The organism is Rhodovulum imhoffii (genome assembly GCF_003046545.1).
Classification (GTDB): domain Bacteria; phylum Pseudomonadota; class Alphaproteobacteria; order Rhodobacterales; family Rhodobacteraceae; genus Rhodovulum; species Rhodovulum imhoffii.
The window spans coordinates 172,614-197,449 of sequence record NZ_QAAA01000001.1; the positions used below are offsets into that span (position 1 = coordinate 172,614).

Annotated in this window: 25 protein-coding genes; 20 read left to right on the forward strand and 5 right to left on the reverse strand. The window is 62.7% G+C overall.

Features of this window, described 5'->3' with window-relative positions; genetic code table 11:
• Positions 1 to 133: 133 nt before the first annotated feature.
• Complete coding sequence (locus C8N32_RS00845; RefSeq protein ID WP_107890576.1) at positions 134 to 601, reverse strand: RrF2 family transcriptional regulator; 468 nt, start codon at positions 599 to 601, stop codon at positions 134 to 136.
• A 167-nt stretch (positions 602 to 768) separates the two neighbouring features.
• Here C8N32_RS00845 and C8N32_RS00850 point away from each other — a divergent pair, with 167 nt between their 5' ends.
• The 6 genes from C8N32_RS00850 (at position 769) to C8N32_RS00875 (ending at position 6,562) form a co-directional block, all read left to right on the forward strand.
• Positions 769 to 1,242: an Lrp/AsnC family transcriptional regulator gene (locus C8N32_RS00850; protein WP_107890577.1), complete on the forward strand. Its 474-nt coding sequence runs from the start codon at positions 769 to 771 to the stop codon at positions 1,240 to 1,242.
• Between the two features lie 461 nt (positions 1,243 to 1,703).
• Positions 1,704 to 2,081, forward strand: a complete 378-nt coding sequence (locus C8N32_RS00855) for a hypothetical protein (protein WP_107890578.1) — start codon at positions 1,704 to 1,706, stop codon at positions 2,079 to 2,081.
• Between the two features lie 34 nt (positions 2,082 to 2,115).
• Positions 2,116 to 2,586 (forward strand): DUF2271 domain-containing protein, encoded by a 471-nt coding sequence (locus C8N32_RS00860; protein ID WP_107890579.1) that lies wholly within the window; start codon positions 2,116 to 2,118, stop codon positions 2,584 to 2,586.
• A gap of 12 nt (positions 2,587 to 2,598) precedes the next feature.
• Positions 2,599 to 4,806 (forward strand): PepSY domain-containing protein, encoded by a 2,208-nt coding sequence (locus tag C8N32_RS00865; protein WP_107890580.1) that lies wholly within the window; start codon positions 2,599 to 2,601, stop codon positions 4,804 to 4,806.
• Positions 4,787 to 5,773, forward strand: a complete 987-nt coding sequence (locus C8N32_RS00870; protein ID WP_107890581.1) for an FAD:protein FMN transferase — start codon at positions 4,787 to 4,789, stop codon at positions 5,771 to 5,773. The genes C8N32_RS00865 and C8N32_RS00870 overlap by 20 nt, the downstream gene beginning before the upstream one ends.
• A 348-nt stretch (positions 5,774 to 6,121) precedes the next feature.
• A complete protein-coding gene (locus tag C8N32_RS00875; protein WP_107890582.1) occupies positions 6,122 to 6,562 on the forward strand; it encodes a VOC family protein in 441 nt (146 codons plus the stop codon).
• A 334-nt stretch (positions 6,563 to 6,896) separates the two neighbouring features.
• On the opposite strand, the gene glmS is transcribed toward C8N32_RS00875, so the two are convergent.
• On the reverse strand, positions 6,897 to 8,717 hold the full coding sequence (gene glmS, locus C8N32_RS00880; protein ID WP_107890583.1) for a glutamine--fructose-6-phosphate transaminase (isomerizing): 1,821 nt from the start codon (positions 8,715 to 8,717) through the stop codon (positions 6,897 to 6,899).
• A 3-nt stretch (positions 8,718 to 8,720) separates the two neighbouring features.
• A complete protein-coding gene (glmU, locus tag C8N32_RS00885; RefSeq protein WP_107890584.1) occupies positions 8,721 to 10,070 on the reverse strand; it encodes a bifunctional UDP-N-acetylglucosamine diphosphorylase/glucosamine-1-phosphate N-acetyltransferase GlmU in 1,350 nt (449 codons plus the stop codon).
• 124 nt (positions 10,071 to 10,194) lie between these two features.
• Here glmU and C8N32_RS00890 point away from each other — a divergent pair, with 124 nt between their 5' ends.
• A complete protein-coding gene (locus C8N32_RS00890) occupies positions 10,195 to 10,860 on the forward strand; it encodes an HAD-IA family hydrolase (protein ID WP_107890585.1) in 666 nt (221 codons plus the stop codon).
• Here the strand turns inward: C8N32_RS00890 and C8N32_RS00895 are convergent.
• Positions 10,857 to 11,318 (reverse strand): CreA family protein, encoded by a 462-nt coding sequence (locus tag C8N32_RS00895; RefSeq protein WP_107890586.1) that lies wholly within the window; start codon positions 11,316 to 11,318, stop codon positions 10,857 to 10,859. The two genes, C8N32_RS00890 and C8N32_RS00895, sit on opposite strands and share 4 nt — an antisense overlap.
• 137 nt (positions 11,319 to 11,455) lie before the next feature.
• Here C8N32_RS00895 and C8N32_RS00900 point away from each other — a divergent pair, with 137 nt between their 5' ends.
• Both C8N32_RS00900 and C8N32_RS00905 read left to right on the forward strand, forming a co-directional pair.
• The gene (locus C8N32_RS00900; RefSeq protein ID WP_107890587.1) at positions 11,456 to 12,619 is read left to right on the forward strand and encodes an isovaleryl-CoA dehydrogenase; all 1,164 of its coding nucleotides are present in this window, start codon (positions 11,456 to 11,458) and stop codon (positions 12,617 to 12,619) included.
• Positions 12,620 to 12,653: 34 nt separating this feature from the next.
• Entirely contained in the window at positions 12,654 to 13,196 is a 543-nt protein-coding gene (locus tag C8N32_RS00905) for a lysozyme inhibitor LprI family protein (protein WP_107890588.1), read from the forward strand.
• Positions 13,197 to 13,340: 144 nt separating this feature from the next.
• Here C8N32_RS00905 and C8N32_RS00910 read toward each other — a convergent pair whose 3' ends face one another.
• Complete coding sequence (locus C8N32_RS00910) at positions 13,341 to 13,946, reverse strand: OmpW/AlkL family protein (protein ID WP_107890589.1); 606 nt, start codon at positions 13,944 to 13,946, stop codon at positions 13,341 to 13,343.
• A 152-nt stretch (positions 13,947 to 14,098) separates the two neighbouring features.
• Between C8N32_RS00910 and C8N32_RS00915 the strand changes: the two genes are divergently transcribed.
• From C8N32_RS00915 to C8N32_RS15195, 11 genes are all read left to right on the forward strand, one after another.
• Complete coding sequence (locus C8N32_RS00915; protein WP_107890590.1) at positions 14,099 to 15,703, forward strand: carboxyl transferase domain-containing protein; 1,605 nt, start codon at positions 14,099 to 14,101, stop codon at positions 15,701 to 15,703.
• Between the two features lie 124 nt (positions 15,704 to 15,827).
• A complete protein-coding gene (locus C8N32_RS00920) occupies positions 15,828 to 17,768 on the forward strand; it encodes an acetyl-CoA carboxylase biotin carboxylase subunit (protein ID WP_107890591.1) in 1,941 nt (646 codons plus the stop codon).
• Complete coding sequence (locus C8N32_RS00925; RefSeq protein ID WP_107890592.1) at positions 17,765 to 18,415, forward strand: glutathione S-transferase family protein; 651 nt, start codon at positions 17,765 to 17,767, stop codon at positions 18,413 to 18,415. Before C8N32_RS00920 ends, C8N32_RS00925 begins: the two co-directional genes overlap by 4 nt.
• On the forward strand, positions 18,408 to 19,271 hold the full coding sequence (locus tag C8N32_RS00930; protein WP_107890593.1) for a hydroxymethylglutaryl-CoA lyase: 864 nt from the start codon (positions 18,408 to 18,410) through the stop codon (positions 19,269 to 19,271). Before C8N32_RS00925 ends, C8N32_RS00930 begins: the two co-directional genes overlap by 8 nt.
• Positions 19,268 to 20,050: a crotonase/enoyl-CoA hydratase family protein gene (locus C8N32_RS00935; RefSeq protein ID WP_107890594.1), complete on the forward strand. Its 783-nt coding sequence runs from the start codon at positions 19,268 to 19,270 to the stop codon at positions 20,048 to 20,050. Before C8N32_RS00930 ends, C8N32_RS00935 begins: the two co-directional genes overlap by 4 nt.
• 262 nt (positions 20,051 to 20,312) lie before the next feature.
• Entirely contained in the window at positions 20,313 to 20,678 is a 366-nt protein-coding gene (locus C8N32_RS00940; protein ID WP_107890595.1) for an NADH-quinone oxidoreductase subunit A, read from the forward strand.
• Positions 20,669 to 21,202, forward strand: a complete 534-nt coding sequence (locus tag C8N32_RS00945) for a NuoB/complex I 20 kDa subunit family protein (protein ID WP_107890596.1) — start codon at positions 20,669 to 20,671, stop codon at positions 21,200 to 21,202. The genes C8N32_RS00940 and C8N32_RS00945 overlap by 10 nt, the downstream gene beginning before the upstream one ends.
• Before the next feature lie 3 nt (positions 21,203 to 21,205).
• Positions 21,206 to 21,814, forward strand: a complete 609-nt coding sequence (locus C8N32_RS00950; protein WP_107890597.1) for an NADH-quinone oxidoreductase subunit C — start codon at positions 21,206 to 21,208, stop codon at positions 21,812 to 21,814.
• Between the two features lie 15 nt (positions 21,815 to 21,829).
• Positions 21,830 to 23,041, forward strand: a complete 1,212-nt coding sequence (locus C8N32_RS00955) for an NADH-quinone oxidoreductase subunit D (RefSeq protein WP_107890598.1) — start codon at positions 21,830 to 21,832, stop codon at positions 23,039 to 23,041.
• A gap of 36 nt (positions 23,042 to 23,077) precedes the next feature.
• The gene (nuoE, locus tag C8N32_RS00960; RefSeq protein ID WP_107890599.1) at positions 23,078 to 24,094 is read left to right on the forward strand and encodes an NADH-quinone oxidoreductase subunit NuoE; all 1,017 of its coding nucleotides are present in this window, start codon (positions 23,078 to 23,080) and stop codon (positions 24,092 to 24,094) included.
• 48 nt (positions 24,095 to 24,142) lie between these two features.
• Complete coding sequence (locus tag C8N32_RS15195; RefSeq protein WP_244905881.1) at positions 24,143 to 24,820, forward strand: hypothetical protein; 678 nt, start codon at positions 24,143 to 24,145, stop codon at positions 24,818 to 24,820.
• Positions 24,821 to 24,836 lie beyond the last annotated feature (16 nt).

Below are 24,836 nucleotides of genomic sequence, written 5' to 3' on the forward strand. Positions count from 1 at the left end.
GCTGATCGTGTCAACTCCGGTGTCAGCCGTCGGCGCGGGGGGGCGCAAGCCTGCCTGACACCAAAATTACGACAGACTTGATCGTGATTTTCAAAGGAAGAAATACACTCTTTTTAGGCGATATGGGGGGAGATCATTCCCCGGCGTGCGGCTCCGGGAGGGCAAATCTTTCAATCGGCTGGGCATCCTCCTGCAGGTCGGCGAGTGTCAGCGATTCGATCATGAGACTGTAGGCGGCGTAAAACCCCCCGAAAACGGCACGTACGCGGCAGGCTTCCTCATCCGTGCAATCCTCGCAGCGTTGGTAGGCACGGCGGGACAGGCAGGGCAGGGGCGCAAGCGGTCCGTCAATCAGCCGCAACACCTCCGCAAGCGATACACGCTTTGGCTCCTTGATCAGTTCGTAGCCTCCTTTGCGACCGCGGCGGCTGCCGATCAGCCCGGCGCGCTTGAGGTCCAGAAGGATGTGCTCCAGGAACCGCTTTGGTGCGCCTGACCGCTCCGCGATTTCCTCGATACGCAGGGCCCCGCCCTTGCCCGACGTTTCGTCGGCGAGAACCATCAGCGCCTTGAGCGCATACTTGGTCTTGTAGGTGATCATTCGCCGAAACTGCCCCGGAAAGTGCGACTAGCAAGGTCGACATTACCAAGATCGGCGCCAAAAGCGAGTCTCACAAAAAGACGATTTATATTATCGACATTATAGTGAATTATGACATGCTTGCATCGACTCGTCTGGAGTGGCCATTCAGGCCAAAAGGAGGTGCGATGACGTTCGACCGGATCGATCTGAAAATCCTCGATATTCTGCAGCACGATGCGACCGTTCCCGTTGCACGTATCGCCGACCAGGTCGGGCTGTCGCAAACCCCTTGCTGGAAGCGCATCCAGAAACACGAAGAAACCGGGGTGATCCGCGCCCGCGTGGCGTTGCTTGATCCGCAGGCCATCGGTCTGTCGCTGACCGTCTTCGTGATGGTGGAAGCTGTTGCGCACACGACGCAATGGCGGGCGGAGTTTCTCTGTGTCGTCGACACGCTCGGACCCGTCCGCGATGTCTACCGTCTTGCCGGGGGCCATGACTTTATGCTGCGCGTGGTGGTGCCGGACATGGCGGCTTTTGACAGGTTCTACAAGGATCTGACAGCAAGGATCAGACTTCGCAGCATGAACTCGGTCTTTGCGCTGGAAACGATGCGCACCACCACAGCCCTGCCGCTGGGCGATCTCATGGCCGGGTGAAGTTTCGGATGGCGACGGCCGGGCCCCGGCGGATTTCACCGGGAGCGGATTCGTGCCTGCCAGCCGTTCGTCACAGGTTTGAGTATCGGCGAGGCCGGGCTGGTTTCGCCTTCTTCGCGATAACGATGCCACCTCACGGGGCATTCGCTCTTTCGGGCCTCGTTGACGGGATGGCGTGGTTTCGTCCGCAGGCACGCGCGGACAGAAAACCCCGCCGTGCGGCGCGGCGGCTGGTGTGAAGCAAAAGACCGCCTCCGCCTTTTAGGCGGGGCCCACGAAAGCATATGCGGTTTTGCCTGATCCGCATCTGATCGTCCCAAGGTCTGAAGGATGCTCCAGTCCCGTTCCGTGCCTGTCCGGTGCGCTTTTCCTGACGGTAAGCTGAAGAAAAAACCGCTCCGTCGTCAGGAAGATCTCAGGTTCGGTCCCCAGATTGTGCCCCACAAACGAAGGAGACCGCCATGAGAAAAACCCTGATGCTTCTATCTGCTTCGACATTTTTGACGGCCACTGGTGGCCCCCCTGCCCAGAGCGCGATTCCGGCATCTGTCGAGGGGGGCGGCGGGTCCGTTGTCGCGCTCTTCGAGGGGCGCGCGCCACACCTCCTGATTCTTGCCAGTGACGACGACGATGACCCCCGCTGGCGCAAGGGGTCGCGGCGGGGTCATGACGATGATGACGACGACGACGATGACGACGACGACTGCGATGATGATGACGATGATGACGACGATGATTGCCGGGACGATACCCGCGATTTTGCGCCTGCCGGAACCGTTGTCCCCCCCCGGAACGGGCTGTTCGGCTCCGGCGCGCTTCCGAAGGTTCAGGTGAACTGAGCCTTCCCCCAATTCTTCGAAAAGGACAGACCCGATGAAATCGCTTCTTGCAACACTTGCGCTCACCACGGCGCTGACGCTTCCCGGTATCGGTATGGCACGGCCGGTAACGCTGACCACGACCCTGAACGCCTATGGTGGCGACGGCGCCTATCTTGCACTCTATGTAACAGATGCCTCCGGCACCTATGTCGGCAGCCTTTGGATGGCTGGCGGCAAGTCCAAATATTATGAACATCTGAACGACTGGTACCGCGCCACGGGTGGCGACACCTCACACATCAACGGCATTACCGGCGCCAGCGTCGGCGCGGGCCGCACGCTGGAGATCACGCTCGACCTTGCCGATGCGCTTTTCGATGCGGGCTATACGCTCCACATCGATGCGGCTGTCGAGGACATGCGCGACAGTCCCAACGAGGTGGCCGTGCCCCTGACGTCCGAGGGCGCGGGCCAGCCCGTGAAGGGGCGCCGCTACGTCGCCAGCTTCACCTACGACATGTAAGGAGGCAAGGTCATGATCCGTGCACTCCATCGCTGGCCGGGTCTTCTGGCCTTTGCACTCGTGACGGTCCTCGCCTTGAGCGGTGCGGCGCTCTCGATCTTTCCCGCGATCGAGCGTGTGGCCGCGCCGCGGGCGGAAGCGGGGCTGACGGTTGCAACCCTTGCGGGGCGTGTCCATGCGGCCTACCCCGGTGTTGAGCAGATCCGCCGCTCGCCGTCGGGCCGGACCACCGCCTACTGGTTCGATCAGGGCATGCCCGGCGCTGCCGCGATCGACCCGGCGACCGGCAAGGGCGTGACCTCGGCCGACCCCAACAAGGTCGAACGCTGGCTGACGAACCTGCATCGTTCCTTGTTTCTTGGCGACGGTGGGCGCATCGTCATGGCCGCCGGGGCGGCGGCCATGCTTGTTTTGTCTGTTTCCGGCGCGGCGCTGATCGCGCGGCGGGCCGGGGGCTGGCAACGCTGGTTTTCGCCGCTGCGCGGCCCGCTTGCCGGGCGGCTGCATGCGGAGATCGCCAGGGTCGCCGTGATCGGACTTGTCTTGTCCTCTACGACGGCCTTGTGGTTGGCGGCCTCCACATTCGACCTGCTCCCCGATGGCGAGGCCAAACCCGCCTTTCCGGCCCAGGTGAGCGGTGCGACCGAAATCGCACCCGACAAGATAGCCGCCCTCAGGCACCTCCCCGTCGCAGAACTGCGCGCGCTGAGCTTTCCCAATCCCGGTGACGTTTCCGATGTTTTCACACTGAAAACGGATCGTGGAACGGGGTATCTGGACCAGGGCACCGGGGATCTCCTGGTCTGGGCCGATCCGACCGGATGGCAGCGCGCTTCGGAAACCGTTTACATGCTGCACACCGGACAGGGCGCTGCGGTGCTCGGCCTTGTGCTGGGGGTCATGGCGCTCGCCGTTCCGGCGATGGGGGGGACAGGTTTCGTCGTCTGGCATGCAGGGCGGCGCGGGCGGCCACGTCTTCGGGGCAATCAGCCGATGGCGCGGGCCGAAACGATCCTGCTTGTCGGAAGCGAGGGGGGCAGCACCTGGGGTTTTGCCGCGACGCTTCACGCCGCGCTGAGCGGGGCCGGACAGCGTGTGCACACGGCCCCGATGACGGCTTTCGCACCGGGACGTTATGAGTGTGCCAAGCGGATCATCGTGCTGGCCGCGACCTATGGTGACGGCGCAGCGCCTGCTTCGGCCAAGGGGTTTCTTGACCGGCTGAATACCGCTGAGAACGCGCCCGATGCCGCCATGGCGGTGCTGGGCTTCGGGGATCGCGGCTTTCCTGCCTACTGCGCCTTTGCCAAAGCTGTCGCCGCAGCCGCAGAGGAAAAGGGCTGGTCCGAACTCATGCCGCTGGGTACGGTCAACCGCCAGTCCCCGCAAGATTTCGCGCGCTGGGGCCGTGCGCTTGGCCAGGCGCTGGGGATTGACCTTGAACTTGCACACCAGCCGGTTCTGCCGGTGGCCGAAACGCTGACTCTCGTCTCCCGTCGGGATTATGGCGCCGAGGTGCAGGCGCCGACCGCGATCCTGCGCTTTGCCCTGCCGCGCCCCACATTCGGGCAGTGGCTGACCGGCGCCGGGTTCACCCGGTTCGGTGCGGGCGATCTGCTTGGCATTCTGCCCGAGGGCAGTCCGGTTCCCCGGTTCTATTCCCTCGCCTCTGCGCATCGCGACGGCTTTATCGAAATCGTGGTCAAAAAGCATCCCGGCGGGCTCTGCTCGGGGCAACTGACCGCGCTGGAACCCGGACAGACCGTGAGCGCCTTTCCCCGCCGCAATCCCGGCTTTCGACCGGGGCGCGGCCACGCCCCGCTGATCCTGATTGGCGCCGGAACCGGCATCGGGCCGCTTGCGGGGTTCGTGCGCGGGAACGCGCGGCGGCGACCTGTCCACCTTTTCTTCGGAATGCGTCACCCCGACAGCGATTTTCTTTATGGCGAAGAGATGTCCACCTGGCAGGAAGAAGGCCGGCTTGCCCGGCTGGTGACGGCTGTCTCGCGCGGGGTACGGCCCAACTACGTGCAGGACGCCCTGCGCAGCGAGAGAGAGGAAATCGTGCGGCTCGTTCGCGCCGGAGCCCGCGTGATGGTTTGCGGCGGGCGCGGTATGGCGGCGGGCGTGTCCGATGCACTGGCCGAGATCCTCGCGCCGGCCGGGCTTGACCCTGCGGCGCTGAAGGCGGAGGGGCGGTATGTCGAAGATGTCTTCTGATCTTGTGCGTGTCGCCCTGAACGGCCCGACGATGGGCACGCGCTGGTCGGCGCTGTTCTTTGCGGCGGCCGGTTACGATCCTGCCCCGCTCCGAATGGCGCTTCAGGCGGCGGTGGATGAGGTGGACGCGCAGATGTCAACCTGGAAGTCCGACAGCGCCCTGATGCGTATCAACGCGGCACCGACGGGTGAATGGATGGCGGTCCCCGATCGTCTGATCGACGTCCTGCGCCTTGGTGTGGATATCGGGCGTGCCTCGGGTGGGGCTTTCGATATCGGGATGGGCGATGCGGTGACGGCCTGGGGTTTTGGCCCGGAGGCTGCGGCCGGGGATCTTATCCGGGCCGCGCGGGAAAGGGCCCGCGTGCCTGCGCATGGGGCGCTGGAGATCGGGGCGCGCCATGTCCGGAAGATCGCCCCCATCGTACTGGACCTGAACGGAATCGCGAAGGGGTACGGGGTGGACCGGCTGGCCGAAACCTTGCGGGAACATGGGGTTGCCGCGGGGCTTGTCGGTGTCGACGGCGAGATGCGCGCGCTTGGTTTGCGGCCCGACGGGCAGGCCTGGACGATCGCGGTCGAGGCGCCCGACGCCGGGCGGCGCAGGCTGCATTCCGTCCTCGCGCTGGAGGAGGCCGCCGTGGCGACTTCGGGCGACTACCGCCATTGGATCGAGGTGCAGGGGCGGCGTCTGTCGCACACGATGGACCCGACCCGTGGCACGCCGCTGATTGCGTCTCCCGCTTCTGTCACCGTGGTGGCACGCACCTGTGCCGAGGCCGACGCCTGGGCGACCGCGCTCATGGTGCTTGGACCTGAGAGGGGCGCGGATCTCGCAAGAGCGCGCGGGCTGGACGCCTTGTTTCTCCTGCACAATGAGGGGGCATCCCCCCTGCGCGTGGCCGTCGGGCGGCTTTTCCCAAGGCCCGCAAGCGATGATGGCTACCGGAAAGACATGACCCGGTGAAACCGGACAGGCATGCCGGTATCGGTGGGGCTCCGGGGGACGGAGCCGGAATTTGACGCTCTTGCATTTTCCCGGGGTTCCGGATGCGACCCGCATGGCACTGTGTGCCAATCGTCAGGGCATTTCCCCATTTGTGCCCCGAAATGCCCTTCGGGTGCCGCTGCGCCCTGGCGCGGTTTGCCCGCAGCCAGAAGGCAAAAACCTTACCTGCGCCCGCTACGTGGGTGTGCTGCCTGATGAAATTCTGACAGCCGCCACTGGACTTCCGGGATCGAGAGGCTATGGCTGGTGGACAGCAGAATAGGTGCAGATGGCCTGACGGAAAGCAGATACGGGATCGAGACGGACATGAAGCAGGGACTTTCGGAACTTGGGGTGCTTTTTATCGCTGGCTTTGGTCCAATAACCAGAGATGCGGAGAGCAGTCGGGCGCTTTATGCAGAGACACTTGGCCTGCCGCTCAAACCATACGGCGATAACAAAGACTATCTTTCGACCGAGGACGGCGAATTGGAGGGGTGCAGGCATTTTGCGCTTTGGCCGCTCACGCAAGCTGCGCAATCCTGTTTCGGGCGGGATGATTGGCCCGCCGATCTTCCAACACCACAGGCATGGCTGGAGTTCGATGTGGAGAATATTGCCATCGCCACCGAAGGACTGTTGGCCCGGGGCTATCATCTGCTGATTTCCAACAGGCAAGAACCCTGGGGGCAGAAAGTGACGCGCTTTCTTGGGCCAGAGGGCTTGTTGCTGGCCGTCAGCGAAACGCCGTGGCTGCGTAACCCATGAAGTCCGCGACAGGCTGTCGATCGCCGGAAGATCAAGGCTTTTCGTGCCCCAAGTTTTTGCCGCGGGTGTCACGCCGTTTGCTGCACGATCTGTCACAGGCCTTGGGGCGGCCGACCGCGCAGCTTCCTGTGCGCACCCTGCATTGTGGCGCCCCGGACAAAACGCGTGATAAAACGGGGCCTCTCCGTTGCCGGCCCGGAATCGGCTCCTGTGTTGTAGGGGGTGGGCGGAGGCAAAAGGACAAATCCGGCGGCCCTTGGCAGCGCGCTTCGGACAACACCGCAAGTCGGCTTGCCCGGGGTGCCGGGCCCGGACCCGCCCTGTCAGGCGGGTTTCACTCCACGGTTACGGATTTTGCAAGGTTTCTGGGCTGGTCGACATCGGTGCCTTTCGCCACCGCAGTATGATAGGCCAGAAGCTGGGCAGGCAGGGCGTAAAGGATTGGTGCGAAAAGGTCCGCTGCGCCGGGGAGTACCATCGTGTGCCACATCCCGTCGCCGGCGGCTTTCGCCCCGGCCGTGTCGGTGATCAAGACCACCTTTCCGCCGCGGGCCATCACCTCCTGCATGTTGGATATGGTCTTGTCGAACAGCCGGTCATGGGGCGCCATCACGATCACGGGCACATGACTGTCCACCAGCGCGATGGGACCGTGCTTGAGTTCCCCCGAAGCGTAGCCCTCCGCATGGATATAGCTGATTTCCTTGAGTTTGAGCGCGCCTTCCAGCGCCAGAGGGTACAGCGCCCCGCGACCGAGGAAGAGGATATCGCTTGCTTCGGACAATTCCTGAGAGATTGCGCGCGCGTCCTCCTGCAACGACAGCGCCATGTTGATCAGGCCCGGCATCGCGCGAAGGCCGGAAAGGTGGGTCTCCATCTGTTCGGGGCTCAGCCGCCCTTTCTGACGTGCGGCATCCAGAACCAGAAGCCCCAGAACCGTCAGCTGACAGGTGAACGCTTTGGTCGAGGCGACACCGATTTCCGGCCCCGCGAGGATTGGCAACGCCAGGTCGCTCTCCCGTGCGATGGAGCTTTCCTCGACATTCACGAGCGATACGGTCTGCGCGGCCTTGCCGGTGCAATAACGCAGCGCGGCGAGCGTGTCGGCCGTTTCGCCCGACTGGCTGACGAAAAGCGCCAGCGTGCGCGGGGGAACCGGCGGTTCGCGATACCGGAACTCCGAGGCGACATCGACCTCGACAGGCAGGCGGGCGACCTGTTCGAACCAGTATTTTGCAGTCAGGCAGGCGAGGTAGGCCGTACCGCAGGCGACCATCACGATACGGTCGAAGGCGGTGAAGTCCAGATCCCCGGGCAGGACGATCCCGTCCCCTTCGGCCGGCAGGTAATGGCCCAGCGTATCCGCCAAAACCACGGGCTGTTCCGCGATTTCCTTGGCCATGAAGTGTTTGTAGCCGGCCTTTTCGACCCGCGTCGTGTCGATGTCGATGGTCTTGACGGTGCGCTCTGCCGGTGTGCCGTGGGCATCGAAAATCCGCGCGCCGGCGCGGGTCACGATGGCGCGGTCCCCTTCTTCCAGGTAGGTGATGTGGTTGGTCATTGGTGCCAGCGCGATGGCATCCGATCCCACAAACATCTCTCCCGCGCCATGGCCGATGGCCAGCGGACTGCCTTTGCGTGCGATGACCATCAGGTCATCTTCGCCCTCGAAAAGAAAGCACAGTGCGAAGGCTCCTTCCAGCCGGGACAGGGCCTTGAAGGCGGCCTCTGCGGCCGGGAGACCTTCCCCAAGGTATTTCTGGGTCAACAGCGCGACGGTCTCGGTGTCGGTCTCCGATTCGAAGCCCGCGCCGCCGATGGAAAGTTCCTCCCGCAGGGCGCGGTAGTTTTCGATGATTCCATTGTGCACGACGGCCACGCGCCCGGCCCGGTGCGGGTGGGCGTTGGTAACCGTCGGCGCGCCATGGGTGGCCCAGCGGGTGTGGCCGATACCGGATCTGCCCGGCAGGGGATCATGTACCAGGAGATCCGACAGGTTCACGAGCTTGCCGACCGCGCGGCGGCGGTCCAGCCGTCCAGCATTGACCGTTGCGATGCCCGCACTGTCGTAGCCGCGATACTCCAGGCGTCCCAGCGCCTGTACCAGCAGGGGGGCCGCTTCGTGATCTCCGAGAACGCCAACAATTCCACACATGGATCAATCTCTTTTTGGGGCCGCTTTCCGGGCTTTCAATCGGTCGAAGAGTTTCCGGGCAAGGCCCGGCTTGTTGTCCTGGCGGGCGCGTCCGATAGCCAGCGCCTCGTCCGGCACGTTCGACGTGATGACCGAGCCGGAGCCCGTCATCGCCCCTTTGCCGACGGTAACCGGCGCAACAAGCATGGTGCCCGAACCGATAAACGCACCTGCGCCGATTTCCGTGTGATGCTTGAACACACCGTCGTAATTGCAGGTCACGGTTCCCGCGCCCACATTGGCATCCGCGCCGATTGTCGCGTCGCCGATATAGGTCAGGTGGTTGACCTTCGCGTTCTCGTCGATACGGGCGTTCTTTACCTCGACAAAATTGCCGATGCGCACATCTTCGGCCAGTTCCGTGCCGGGGCGCAGCCGTGCGTAAGGGCCGACCACCCCCCCCCGGCTGACATGGCAACCTTCAAGGTGGGAAAAGGCCCGGATCCGGGCCCCGGTTTCCACGCTCACGCCGGGGCCGAAGACGACATGGGGCTCAATGATCGTATCGCGCCCGATAATGGTGTCATGGGCGAAGAAGACGGTATCCGGGGCATTCAGCGTTACGCCGTTTTCAAGTGCTTCGTTCCGGGCACGGGTTTGGAAAGCCGCTTCGGCCCGGGCGAGATCCGCGCGCGAGTTCACGCCGAGGGTCTCGGCCTCGGGGCAGGTGACGGCGGTGGCCGACAGCCCGCGTGCCCGCGCCAGACCGACGATGTCGGTCAGGTAGTATTCCCCGGCGGCGTTATCGTTGCCGACCTCGCCGATCAGGGCGAACAACGTTTGCGCGCTGGCCGCAATGACGCCCGAGTTGCACAGCCTTATTGCGCGCTCCTGCTGGGTCGCGTCCTTGTATTCCACGATTCTTTCGAGATTGCCGCCAGACATGACCAGCCTGCCATAGCGGTCAGGGGATTCGGGTTCGAACCCCAGCACCACAATCTCATGCTGGCGGCGTGTGGCGCGCATCTTTTCAAGGGTCGCGAGGCTGATGAAAGGCGTGTCGCCGTAAAGGACGAAGGCATCGCCGCCGAACCCCTCAAGCGCCGCGCGGGCCTGCGCCACGGCATGGGCGGTTCCCTTGCGCTCCGTCTGCACAACGACTTGCGCATCCGGGTCGATATCCGCGACGGCGCCCTGTACCAGGTCCGATCTGTATCCGGCCACGACAACCGTACGCTCCGGCATGAGCCCCGCGCCGGCGGCCATCGCATGGGCCAGAAGCGGCGCGCCGGCAATCGTGTGCAGAACCTTCGGCAAGTCCGAGTTCATGCGTGTTCCCTGACCGGCGGCCAGGATGATCAACGCCGTTGGCATGGTGGTCTGCTCTTTCCTTTTTGTCGCCCCCCTTTTATCGCAGGGAAAAGACTTAGCAACCAGCGGATCGTAAATTGCGATTGCAGAACGTTACAACAGCGGTGGAAAACTGCGCGGAGGGGCCATGCCAACGGTGATATTCGACCTCGATGGAACTCTGGCCGATACCAGCGGCGACCTGATCGCGGCGGCCAATGCGTGTTTCGGGGCGCTCGGCTTTGGGGCGCCGCTGAAGCCGAAGGCCGATGCGGCGACTGCGTTCCAGGGCGGGCGGGCGATGTTGCGCAAGGGGTTTGAGCGGGTCAACGGCCGTGCGGACGAGGCGCTGATCGAGGCACAGTTCCCTCTGTTCCTTCGTCAGTATGAAGCTGCGATCGATGTTCACACGCAGCTGTACCCAGGGGTGCGCGAGGCCATGGATCGTTTGCGCAGTGCAGGGGTCCGGCTGGGCGTCTGCACCAACAAGCCCGAGCGGCTGGCCGAGATATTGCTGACCCGGCTTGGGGTGCGCGGCCTTTTCGGAGCCTTGGTCGGTGCCGATACGCTGCCGGTTCGAAAACCCGACCCGGCCCCTTACCGTGCGGCCGTGAACGGAGCCGGCGGGCAGATGGGGCGCTCGGTCCTTGTTGGGGATACGGTGACCGATCGTGAAACCGCCCGCGCCGCCGGGGTGCCCTGTGTACTGGTCACGTTCGGGCCGGCGGGGCAGGGGGTGGCCGATCTGAAGCCCGAGGGGTTGCTCGATCATTATGACGACCTGGAGGCGGTTCTCGCGCCCCTCCTTGGTTAGTTGACCGGTTGGTAAAGCGGAACGGTCGATATCCCCATCTTGGCCGATCCCTGTGACAATTCACGCGCATGGGCCAGGTAGATCAGCGTCTGGTTTTCCGCGTCGAAAATGCGCTTGATGCGCAAGGTTTTCAGAATGATGGAGCGGCGTTCGCGGAAAACCTCCTCCCCTTCGGGAGAGCGGTCGATCTCACCCACCGAAATCGGCCCTGTCTGTCGGCAGGCGATCGAGGCGTTGGACGGGTCTTCGAACCAGTTTCCCTGGCTGAGGCGGTCCAACATGCTGCGTTCGAAATAGGCGATATGGCAGGTCACGCCGCTGACTTTCGGGTCTTCGATGGCCTCGATGATGATGTCGTTTCCGACCCAGTCCACGCCGACGCGACCAACTTCCTGCGCCATTGCACAAAATGGAAAGGTGGCCAGGGTGCCAAGAAAGGCAAGTGATTTTAGGAGCATGTGCCCATCCTTTGCAAAGCGGGTCTCTTCCGCAAACTAAGCATTCCGCCCCGAAGATGCCAGACGATTGACGCGACTCACCGGGGCTGCTATTTATCTGAACGGTTGTTCAATAAAGCGCAGGGAGGAGGCGCCATATGTTCACCGCCACGATGGAATTCGACCTGGATGAGGAGACCGCAGCCCTGCGGGACATGGTGCACCGCTGGGCCCAGGACAGGGTGAAGCCCATCGCGGCCAGGGTGGACAGGGACAACATCTTTCCCCATGAGCTTTGGCGCGAAATGGGGGAGCTGGGTCTGTTGGGCATCACCGTGCCAGAGGAGCATGGCGGCGCGGGGATGTCCTACCTGGCCCACACGATCGCGGTGGAGGAAATCGCGCGCGCCTCGGCCAGTGTGGCTCTGTCATACGGGGCGCATTCGAACCTGTGCGTCAACCAGATCAAGCTGAACGGCACAGAAGAGCAGAAGCGCAAATACCTGCCCGATCTGGTGTCCGGCGAACATGTCGGGGCGCTGGCCATGTCCGAAGCGGGCGCGGGCAGCGATGTCGTCAGCATGAAGCTGCGGGCCGAGAAGAAGAACGGCTATTACAAGCTGAACGGCACGAAATACTGGATCACAAATGGTCCCGATGCGGAGACGCTTGTCGTCTATGCAAAGACCGATCCGGAGGCCGGGGCGAAAGGGATAACAGCCTTTATCATCGAGAAGACGATGGCCGGATTTTCCACCAGCTCTCATTTCGACAAGCTTGGCATGCGCGGCTCCAACACTGCCGAACTGATCTTCGAGGATGTCGAAGTGCCGTTCGAGAATGTCCTGGGCGAGGAAGGCAAGGGTGTGAAGGTGCTGATGTCCGGGCTGGATTATGAGCGCGTCGTGCTGGCGGGCATTGGCACTGGCATCATGGCGGCCTGTCTGGACGAGATCATGCCCTACATGCGGGATCGTCGGCAGTTTGGTCAGCCGATCGGCAATTTCCAGCTCATGCAGGGGAAGATTGCGGACATGTACACCGCAATGAACAGTGCGCGGGCCTATGTTTACGCCGTCGCACGGTCTTGTGATCGCGGCGCGGTGACGCGGCAGGACGCGGCGGCTTGCGTGCTTTATTCCTCTGAAGAAGCGATGAAACAGGCCCATCAGGCCGTTCAAGCCATGGGTGGGGCTGGATTTTTGGCCGACAGTGCCGTCAGCCGCCTTTTTCGCGATGCCAAGCTGATGGAGATCGGTGCCGGGACTTCGGAAATCCGGCGGATGCTGGTGGGGCGTGAACTTGTGAAGGCGATGGGTTAATGTTGAGTCACAGACTCAACTTAAGAGGTGCACAATGCGACTCCCCCTTATCGCCGCCCTGTCTTTTGCCATACCTGTCGGTGTGCAGGCCGGGGACATGGTCCGGTTCAGCCCGGACGCGACGCTTGAATGTATGGAGGACCTGCGCCGCGTCGGCACGGAAAAACGCCTTGCCGGGGTGGAGGCCGCCTGCGTCGGGGTCTCTGCGCGGGAGTGCTTCAGCCAGGAGGCCAACCCGGTGGCTGTCGATATTGCTGCCTGCATGAGCAAGGAATCCGAATACTGGAAATCCCGCGCAGACGCCGCCTATGAACGGATGATGGAACTGGCCGAAACGGCAGACGAAGACTTCCTGAAAACCCATCAGGCGGCCAATGTTCCGTTTCAGTTGACGACCGATCTGGAGGATATGAAGGCCAAATGGGAAGACTGGCGTGAGATTCGCTGTGCGGTTGAGGCCATGATGCGCCGCGGCAGTTCCTATACCATGACAGCGGCGGGAAGCTGCACGATGAAACGCTGGGGCGAACAGGCGTTGTTCCTCGAACAATCCGTCCGCTACCTCGAAAGCAAGTAACTTGTCCGCCGGGGCGCCTTGGGGAGAGGGCGGCCCGGTGCAACACCGGGAGGAGAAAAGGGAGTGATCCGGGAACTCGCGTCCGCCGGAAGGGACCGGTCGGGTGAGGGCGGAGCCGGTCAGGCCGGCCCTGCCCCACGTGTCTCAGAAACGGTGGATATAGCTTACACCGAAGGTAAACGGATCGATGTCGACATCACCGATCTTGTCGCCTTCCAGTTTGACGTCGCTGTTGATGTCGATCCAGCGTACGTCGGCCCGGAAGGCCCCGGTGTCGCTGACCGCGTAATCAAAGCCGGCATGCAGTGCCAGGCCCCAGGAATCGTCGATCGACAGATCGCCCAAGGGCGAGTCTTCCTCGAAGAAAGTGGTGTAGTTGATCCCCGCGCCAAGGAACGGCGTGAAGGCGGATGCGTTGGCGAAGTGGTACTGGAGCGACACCGTCGGCGGCAGGTGCTTGGTCGAAGCCGCCTCGACTCCACCCAGCTTGATGTCATGTTCGAAGGGCAGAGCCCCCAGAACTTCGATGCCGATATTCTCACGTACGAAGTATTCAAACGTGATCGAGGGGCGCACGCTGTCCTGCACGTCCGAGCGAAAACCCGCCAGATCGCCGTTGTCGGATTTCGGCATGACGCCGATCAGACCGATCCCAAGGGTGAAATCGCCTGCGGATTGTGCCTGTGCCATCGGTGCGAGGGCGAGTGCCGAAGCAAGAGCTGCAGCGGTGAGTGTGATTGTATTTGGCATGTTCCGTCCATTCCTTTGCGAACGGAGCACACAGGCGCATGCCGAGGTGTACCGCAGTATGATCTGCGTCAAGTTTGTAAAAATTCCTGTTCTAAAAATAATCGATCGTCGCAGACAGATCACAGCAGGGCTGTGACCAAGGGGGACAACCGATGAAACTGACCAGTTCCGTGCTTGCGTCGTCCGAGGCTTTCGCCGCCAACCGGCAGGCGCACCTTGCCTCGCTGGAGACGATTCGGGCGGCCGCTCAGGCTGCGGCCGCAGGCGGTGGCCCGCGTGCGCGCCAGCGTCATATCGACCGGGGCAAGATGTTGCCGCGTGACCGTATCGCCAACCTCCTGGATTCGGGGTCACCGTTTCTGGAAATCGGTACGACGGCGGCGCATGGTCTGTACGATGGGGCAGCCCCTTGCGCGGGTGTGGTCGCCGGGGTGGGGCGGGTTCATGGCCAGGAAGTGATGGTCGTGTGCAACGACGCCACGGTAAAGGGCGGGACCTACTACCCGATGACGGTGAAAAAGCATCTGCGCGCACAGGAAATCGCCGAGGAGTGTCACCTTCCCTGCATCTACCTGGTGGATTCCGGTGGCGCGAACCTGCCCAATCAAGATGAGGTTTTCCCGGATCGTGATCATTTCGGCCGCATCTTTTACAATCAGGCAAGAATGAGCGCGAAGGGCATTCCCCAGATTGCGGTTGTGATGGGGTCCTGCACGGCCGGCGGGGCTTATGTGCCTGCGATGTCCGACGTAACCATCATCGTCAAGGAGCAGGGAACAATCTTTCTTGCCGGCCCGCCGCTGGTCAAGGCCGCCACGGGTGAGGTCGTCACGGCAGAGGATCTCGGCGGCGGCGACGTTCATACGCGGCTGTCGGGTGTGGCCGATTACCTGGCTGAAGACGATGCCCACGCTCTTGCTCTGGCACGGCGGGCGGTGGCGCATTTTAACTGCACCCGCCCCGATACCGTGCGCTGGGAAAGACCGGAAGATCCGGCCTACGACCCGGAAGAAATCCTTGGTGTTGTCCCCGCCGATCTGCGGACGCCCTACGATATTCGAGAGGTTGTCGCACGCCTGGTCGATGGGTCGCGTTTCGATGAATTCAAGGCCCGCTTCGGGGAAACGCTCGTAACAGGGTTCGCACATGTCATGGGATGCCCTGTGGGGATCATCGCAAATAACGGCGTTTTGTTTTCCGAGGCGGCCCAGAAAGGTGCCCATTTCGTCGAGTTGTGCAGTCAGCGCAACATTCCCCTGGTTTTTCTGCAAAACATCACCGGATTTATGGTCGGGCGGAAATACGAAAACGAAGGCATTGCCCGCCACGGGGCCAAGATGGTGACGGCAGTGGCGACGACTTCGGTACCCAAAATCACGATGCTGGTGGGCGGATCCTTCGGGGCGGGAAACTACGGCATGGCCGGGCGTGCCTACCAGCCGCGGTTTCTGTGGAGCTGGCCCAACTCGCGGATCAGTGTGATGGGCGGGGAACAGGCGGCAGGTGTGCTGGCCACGGTCAAACGTGATGCGATCGAACGTGCGGGGGAAAGTTGGTCCGCCGAGGATGAGGCCGAATTCAAGCGCCCGACGATCGAGATGTTTGAGCGTCAGTCCCATCCGCTCTACGCTTCGGCGCGTTTGTGGGATGACGGCATCATTGACCCGCGCAAAAGCCGTGAGGTGCTGGCGCTGAGCTTGTCTGCGTCGTTGAACGCTCCGCTTGGTCCGACCCGGTTCGGCGTATTCAGAATGTAGTCAATGCGCCTTCGGCGAGGATATTTGGACCAAAGCAAAACCAATTGCTTTGGCGAAATATCCCTGGGGGTGCGGGGGCAAGCAGCCCCCGCCTTCGCCGAAAGCAAAAGCAAAGGTGGCAAGGATGTTTCGCAAGATTCTCATCGCAAACCGGGGCGAGATCGCCTGCAGGGTAATCGAGACGGCCCGGTCCATGGGGGTGGCTACGGTTGCCGTCTATTCCGAGGCGGATTCCGCGGCACGCCATGTGGCGTTGGCGGACGAAGCGGTGTTGATCGGGCCGCCACAGCCGGCCCAGAGTTATCTGCGGGGGGAGTTGATCATCGAGGCGGCTTGTGCCACCGGGGCTGAAGCGATCCACCCGGGTTATGGGTTCCTTTCGGAGAATCCCGATTTCGTCGAAGCGATCGAGGCGGCTGGTCTGACTTTCATCGGTCCTTCGGCGGCGGCAATCCGGGCGATGGGGCTGAAGGATGCAGCCAAGGCGCTGATGGAAAAAGCCGGCGTTCCCGTGGTGCCGGGCTATCATGGCGACAATCAAAAGCCGGAGCATCTTGCCTCTGCAGCGGATGCGATTGGATACCCTGTTCTCATCAAGGCCATCGCCGGCGGCGGAGGAAAGGGGATGCGCAAGGTGGACCGTCCGGAAGAGTTTGCTGCCGCCTTGCAAAGTGCCCGCGCCGAAGCTCGTACTGCCTTTGGAAATGATGCGGTTCTGATTGAAAAATATGTCGAGAAGCCTCGACATATCGAGGTGCAGGTATTTGGTGACGGTACAAATGCTGTACACTTGTATGAGCGGGATTGTTCCCTTCAGCGACGCCATCAGAAAGTGATTGAGGAAGCCCCCGCGCCGGGCATGACCCCGGAGGTTCGCATGGCAATGGGCGAGGCTGCTGTGCGGGCAGCGAAGGCCATTGGCTACAGGGGCGCGGGCACGGTGGAGTTCATCGTAGACGGGACCCATGGATTGCGCCCTGACGGATATTGGTTCATGGAGATGAACACCCGGCTCCAGGTCGAACATCCGGTGACCGAAGCTGTGACCGGGCTTGACCTTGTGGAGTGGCAGTTGCGTATCGCGGCCGGGGAGGGATTGCCCTTGCGGCAGGATCAGATTCCCTTGAACGGCCATGCCTTTGAAGCGCGTCTTTATGCCGAGGACGTCCCGGCCGGGTTCCTGCCGGCCACCGGAACGTTGGCACGTCTTTTCTTTCCTGAGGGTGTACGAGCAGATACCGGGGTGCGCTCGGGCGACACCATCACGCCGTTCTACGATCCGATGATCGCCAAGATCGTCACCCACGGGCCAACACGTTCGGTGGCCCTTGCGCGCATGACGGGGGCATTGGCAAAGACACAGGTTGCGGGGACGGTTACAAACCTTTCCTTCCTTGGGGCTCTGACGGTGCATGAAGGGTTTGTCGCGGGCGATGTCGATACCGGGTTGATCGAGCGCGACCTTGAGGCCCTGAGCGTCGAGACCGTCCCGCCCCCTTCGATCATCAGCCTGGCCGCGCTTTCGGGCGCAGGGCTGGATGGCCCGGCGCGCCCGATGCAGGGGTTCGCGCTTTGGGCGCCGCTGGCATTCCGTATGACGCTGGAAGGGCCGGGTGGCCCCTACGATGTTCGCGTTGAGGTGCTTGGCCCGGATCGGGCCGAAGTGACGCTGGGTGAAGTCACGCATCACTGTGATCGTCGCCATGGGTTCTGGTGCGTCGATGGGGTGAAGACAGGTGCACAGCTTATGCTTGAGGGGCAGACGGTGACCGTGTTTGCAGGGCGCACCTGGTCCTTCAGTGTGGTGGATCCGCTGGCATGCGACGCGGCGGGTGCGGGCGGCGGCAACCTGATCGAGGCCCCGATGCCCGGCCTGCTGACGGCGGTCATGGTTGCAGCCGGGGCCGAAGTGGCGGCCGGCCAGCCGTTGGCGGTTCTGGAGGCGATGAAGATGGAACACACCCTGACGGCCCCCCGGGACGGGATGGTGGCCGAGATTCTGGCTGCCCCCGGCGCGCAGGTGGACCATGGTGCGGCGCTGATCCGGCTGGAGGAAGAGACATGATCCGGCTGCATCACTGTGCGCAGGCACGTTCATTCCGTACGCTGTGGCTCTTGCACGAGATGGGGGTGCCGTTCGAACTTGTGCGCCATTCATTCCTCGACAAGTCCCTGCGGGGGGCGGAGTATCTGGCGCTTTCACCGGCCGGGCGGGTGCCTGCGCTGGAAATCGACGGGCAGGTGTTGTTCGAGTCGGGTGCGATTACCGAGTATCTCGTGGAAACGCGCCCTGCCTGCGGTCTTGGTCGCGCACCGAACCACCCGGAGCGTGCGGCATGGCTGGAGTGGCTGCATTTCGCGGAAACCATCGGTCAGCACCTGGCCAACCTGACACAGCATCACATCGTCTTGCGGGAGGGCTGGATGCGCAGCCCGACGGTGATGCGGCTGGAGGCAAAGCGCCTGGAGCGGACGCTGGGGGTGATCGAGGCCGCTGTCGGAGATGGATTCCTGTTGTCTTCGGGGTTTTCGGCCGTGGATGTGAATGTTGGCTACGGCCTGCGCGTGGCACGCCGTTTCGTGCCGCCCACGCCGGCACTTTCGGCCTATTACGACCGGTTGGCCGCGCGTCCGGCTTTCAGGGCCGCCGAAACACAGGATGGTCCGCCCGAGCTTTACAAACAGGAATTTTATGAGGCTCCGGATGACTGAAAAGGTGGAAATCTTCGAGGTCGGTCCCCGTGACGGGCTTCAGAACGAAAAGCGTCCGATTCCGACGGCACACAAGGTTGCCTTGATCGACTTGCTCAGCCGCGCAGGGTTCCACCGGATCGAGGCGGGAAGTTTCGTCAGCCCGAAATGGGTGCCGCAGATGGCCGACAGCAGCGATGTCATGGGTGCGATCACCCGGGTACCTGCTGTGCGCTATGCCGCGCTGACCCCGAATCTGACGGGGTATCGCCGGGCGCGCGCCGCCGGGGTCGACGAGGTGGCGATTTTCGGCGCCGCCTCCGAAGGGTTCAGCAGGGCGAACATCAACGCGACCATTGCCGAGAGCCTTGAGCGATTTACCCCCGTTGCCGAGGCCGCGCGGGCCGATGGGCTGCCGGTGCGGGGGTATATCTCTTGTGTGACCGACTGCCCGTATGACGGCCCCACGCCCCCCGCGAAGGTGGCCGCAGTGGCCGGGCGCCTGATGGATCTGGGATGTTACGAGATCAGTCTTGGCGACACGATCGGGCAGGGACGGCCGGACACCATAGGCGCGATGTTGCGGGCGGTGTTGCGGGAGGTCCCGGCGGACAGGCTGGCCGGGCACTACCATGATACCGCCGGGCGCGCGCTGGAAAACATCGAAACCTCTCTGGAGATGGGCCTGCGCGTGTTCGACGCTGCCGTTGGGGGGCTGGGCGGTTGTCCCTACGCCAAGGGCGCAACGGGGAACGTGGCCACGGAGACGGTGGCCGACCGGCTGGCCGTGCTGGGGTACGATACCGGGCTGGACAGGGATATCCTTGAACTGGCGGCCCAAATGGCGCGTGACATGCGAGGAGGAGGACGCGAATGACCGAAGTTCTGACCATCGGGGTCGACGTCCGCGGCGTTGCGACCCTGACCCTGAAACGCCCGGAGAAGCATAATGCCCTGTCGGCGGATCTGATTGCCGCGCTTCATGAGGCCGCACTTTCCCTTGGTGCCGACCCCGCCGTGCGGGTCGTCGTGCTGACCGGCGCGGGGGAGAGTTTTTGCGCCGGGGGCGATCTTGGGTGGATGCGCGCCCAGATCGCGGCGGACGGTCCGATCCGCGCCACCGAGGCGCGCAAGCTGGCGATGATGCTCAATGCACTCAACACGATGCCCAGACCGCTGATTGGGCGGGTGCAGGGGCAGGCGTTTGGCGGCGGCATTGGTCTGATGGCAGTGTGCGATGTGGCAATTGGCGTGCAGGGGGCCAGGTTCGGCCTGACCGAAACCCGGCTGGGGCTGATCCCGGCAACGATCGGCCCTTACGTTGCCGCCCGCATGGGCGAGGCTCGTGCGCGGCGGATTTTCATGTCGGCGCGTCGGTTCGGGGCAGAAGAAGCGGTAAGGCTGGATCTTTTGGCCCGCGCGGTGCCCCCCGAAGACATCGACGCCGCTGTGGAGGCGGAAGTCACGCCGTATCTTGCCTGTGCGCCCGGCGCGGTGGGGCGGGCCAAGTCGCTTTTGCGCCGTCTTGGGCCACCGATCGCGCAGGCCGAGATCGAGGACAGTATCTCCGCCCTGGTCGCCGCGTGGGAAGACCCGGAAGCGGCAGAGGGAATCGGATCTTTCTTCGACCGGAGAAAACCCGCCTGGGCTGTGTAGGGCGTGTGCTCCCCGCCTTTTTTCAAGAGACGTTTGCGTCACGAAACCGCGATGAAAAGCAGGGTCTTTGCCCTGCTTTTTCCATATATTCAAGGGTTGCGGCAATCGGGCTCATTTTCAATGCGCACCACTGTATACATTTGCGAAAAGGCAGGGTAACAACGGGTCGCGCCGGGGTGGTTTGTTGACCGGTCTCCGGTGCGGGTTTAGATTTCGCTGACCCTAAGCAAATGCCCTGCGCACGCCACGGAGGAACAGGCCCTTGGAAGACTTGGTGCGAGATTATCTCCCCGTACTCATCTTTTTCGCCATGGTGATCGGTCTGGGGCTGATCCTGATCCTCTCGGCGGTGATCCTGGCCGTGCGCAACCCCGATCCCGAAAAGGTTTCCGCCTACGAATGCGGCTTCAATGCTTTCGACGATGCGCGCATGACCTTCGATGTACGGTTCTATCTCGTTGCGATCCTGTTCATCATTTTCGATCTCGAAATCGCGTTCCTGTTCCCCTGGGCGGTGTCATTCGGTCAGATCGGGATGGTCGGTTTCTGGTCGATGATGGTCTTTCTCGGGGTTTTGACCGTCGGCTTTGCCTATGAATGGAAGAAAGGAGCCCTGGAATGGGATTGAGCACTTCCGTCAACACTGCCGGGGCCGACAAGGAGCATGCGGCCAAGGCGCTCAATGCCGAATTACAGGACAGGGGATTTCTCGTCACCTCGACGGCGGACATCATCAACTGGGCGCGCACCGGTTCCTTGCACTGGATGACTTTTGGGCTGGCATGTTGCGCGGTGGAGATGATGCACAGCTCCATGCCCCGTTATGATCTTGAACGTTTCGGCACCGCCCCGCGCGCCACTCCGCGCCAATCCGACCTGATGATCGTGGCGGGCACGCTAACCAACAAGATGGCGCCCGCGCTGCGCAAGGTCTACGACCAGATGCCGGAGCCGCGCTATGTGATTTCCATGGGGTCCTGTGCCAATGGCGGCGGCTATTACCATTACAGCTATTCTGTCGTGCGCGGCTGCGACCGGATCGTGCCCGTGGATGTGTATGTTCCCGGCTGCCCGCCGACCGCAGAGGCATTGCTTTATGGCATCCTCCAGTTGCAGCGCAAGATTCGCCGTACCGGCACCATCGTGAGGTAAGACATGAGCGACGCCCTGAAAGAACTCGGCGCCCATATCGAGGCCCGCCGCCCGGATTGTGTTCTCTCCTACGAGGTGGCGCATGGGGAGTTGAACATCACCGTCGCGCCCAGCTCTGTCGTCGGCTTCACCGATTTTCTGCGCGCGGATGCGACCTGCCGGTTCTCATCGCTGGTGGACATCACCGCGGTGGACTACCCTGACCGGGAAGAGCGTTTCGACGTGGTGTACCATTTCCTGTCGATGTATCAGAATCAGCGCATAAGGGTAAAAACGCCGGTGCGCGAAGGGGATATGGTCCCCTCGATCATTTCGGTGCACCCCTCTGCCAACTGGTTCGAACGCGAAGTCTTCGACATGTATGGTATTCTCTTTTCCGGCCACCCGGACCTGCGCCGCATTCTGACCGATTACGGCTTTCGCGGGCATCCGATGCGCAAGGACTTCCCGACAACGGGCTATACCGAGGTTCGTTATGACGAGGCCGAGAAGCGTGTCGTCTATGAGCCGGTGACCTTGGTCCAGGAATACCGGCAGTTCGATTTCATGTCGCCCTGGGAAGGGGCGGAATATATCCTGCCGGGGGATGAGCGGGCGAAAGACGACGCGTGATGGTGAAGGTGTAAGATGATGGACGGCAGAGTCGAAGACGCCCTGACCGGCGAACAGCGGATCCGCAATTTCAACCTCAATTTCGGGCCTCAGCACCCGGCGGCGCACGGCGTTTTGCGTCTGGTTCTGGAACTGGATGGCGAAATCGTCGAACGTTGCGACCCGCATATCGGGTTGTTGCATCGTGGCACCGAAAAGCTGATGGAAAGCCGCACCTACCTGCAGAACCTGCCCTATCTGGACCGGCTCGACTATGTCGCACCGATGAACCAGGAACATGCCTGGTGCATGGCCATCGAAAAGCTGACCGGGACCAGGGTGCCCCGCCGCGCCAGCCTGATCCGGGTTCTTTATTCGGAAATTGGCCGGGTTCTGAACCATTTGCTGAACGTGACCACGCAGGCCATGGATGTCGGGGCCCTGACGCCACCGCTTTGGGGCTTCGAGGAGCGCGAGAAGCTGATGATCTTTTATGAGCGTGCCTGCGGTGCGCGGATGCACGCGGCCTATTTCCGGCCCGGCGGTGTACATCAGGATCTGACGCCGGAGCTTGTCGAGGATATCGATGCCTGGGCCGAGGAATTTCCGAAGGTTCTGGACGATATCGACGGTCTGCTGACGGAGAACCGTATTTTCAAGCAGCGCAATGCGGATATCGGTATCGTTTCCGAGCAAGATGTGCTCGACTGGGGCTTTTCCGGTGTGATGGTGCGCGGCTCCGGTCTTGCGTGGGATTTGCGCCGTGCCCAGCCCTATGAATGTTACGATGAGTTCGACTTCCAGATTCCGGTCGGCAAGAACGGCGACTGCTATGACCGTTACCTTGTGCGGATGGAAGAAATGCGCCAGTCCACCCGGATCATCCGGCAGGCCTGTGAAAAGCTGCGTCATGAAAAGGGGGATGTGCTTGCCCGCGGCAAGCTGACCCCTCCCAGGCGTGAGGAGATGAAGACCTCTATGGAGGCCTTGATTCATCACTTCAAGCTTTACACAGAGGGGTTCCATGTCCCCGAGGGGGAGGTTTACGCCGCGGTTGAAGCCCCGAAGGGCGAGTTCGGCGTTTACCTCGTGGCCGACGGTACCAACAAACCTTACCGGGCCAAGTTGCGCGCGCCGGGCTTTCTGCACCTTCAGGCGATGGATTACGTGGCCCGCGGCCACCAACTGGCCGATGTGGCGGCCATCATCGGCACCATGGATATCGTATTCGGAGAGGTCGACCGGTGATGATTTCTTTGCACGTTTCGGAAGGACAGGCTGCACATGCTGCGTAGACTTCACCCCGACCAGCCCGATGGCTTTGCCTTCACACCCGCCAACCAGGCCTGGGCGGAGGCGCAGATTCGCAAGTATCCTGCCGGGCGCGAGGCCAGCGCGGTCATTCCGTTGCTGTGGCGCGCGCAGGAGCAGGAGGGGTGGCTGACCCGTCCCGCGATCGAACATGTCGCGGATATGCTCGGCATGGCCTATATCCGGGCGCTGGAGGTTGCGACCTTCTACTTCATGTTTCAGCTTTCGCCGGTCGGGTCGGTTGCGCATGTGCAGATTTGTGGCACGACGTCGTGCCTGATTTGCGGCGCGGAAGACCTGATCGGCGTCTGCCGGGAGAAGATCGCTCCGACACCGCACGCCCTGTCCCCGGACGGAAAGTTCAGCTGGGAGGAGGTCGAGTGCCTTGGCGCCTGTGCCAATGCGCCGATGGCCCAGATCGGCAAGGACTATTACGAGGACCTGACCGCAGAGCGCCTTTCGAAGATTCTCGACGATCTCGCCTTGGGCAAGGTGCCGACGCCGGGGCCGCAGAACGGACGCTATGCATCGGAACCCGCAGGCGGGTTGACGAGTCTGGCCGGCGGGGCCGAAAGTCCGCACAAGGGCTATAATGCTTCGGTAGAACTGGCGCGCGGTATCGGCGACACGGTCAGGCGCATCGACGGCACCGAAGTTCCCCTGCTGGTGCCGTGGCGCGCCGCACCGGGGCATGAGGACGGTCGCCGGCCGACGGTGCTGCGTGCGCCTCTGGCTTCGGGGGCGGACGACCTGACGCGCCTTGAGGGCGTTGATAAACCGCTTGCTGCCATGCTCAATACGCTTGGCATCTTTCATTTTGCGCAAATCGCTGAATGGGGGGCCGATAACGTCGCCTGGATGGAGGCGAACCTTGAAGGTTTCAAGGGGCGTGTCCACGGCGGCATTTGGGTAGAACAGGCCCGGGCATTTGCCTCTGAGGGCGAGACAACGGGCGCTCACCGCGTTAGAAATGAAAACGCGGAGCACTAACCGTTGCAGCGGAGTGAGACAATGAATGTAAACAGACCCGAAAATAAAGTGAGATGCGCCATTGCGATCTGGCTGCTTTCGGCGGTCGTTGGCGTCACGGTGGCCGTGATCGGATACCGTCTTGGCCTTTGGGCGCTTGGGGCGTTGATTGGCGGGGCCGTAACCCTTGGGGTTATGGGGGCCTTGATGACGATGACCTTTTGTCGGACGGATGAGGAAATCGAGGCGGCCCGTCGCGAAAACGCCGAGATCGAGGCGCGCCGGGCGAAGTACCGTGCCGCCGACGATGACGTGAAGGCACATGACGGGGGGCGCCCTGCGCCCGTGGCGGCCAGGCCTGTGGTGCCGACGGTTGCGGCATCCGCCCCCCGGCCTGCGCCCGCGCCTGCGGCGCGCCCCGAACCCGCGCCTGTCGAACAGGCCCCGGCGGCCGAGGTCGGGACGCGTCCCGTTGCGCTGGATGGGCCGCGTGCCGGTCAGGCCGACGACCTGAAGCGGATCAAGGGTGTCGGACCGAAGCTGGAACGGCTTTGCAACCGTCTCGGGTTCTATCACTTTGACCAGATTGCGGCCTGGACCCCGGATGAGATTGCCTGGGTGGACGAGAACCTTGAGGGGTTCAAGGGCCGGGTCAGCCGGGACGAGTGGGTCGCACAGGCAAGGGTGCTCGCCGAAGGCGGTGAGACGGAGTTTTCTCAGAAGGTCGACAAGGGCGACGTTTACTGAGGCCAGGACAGGGGCG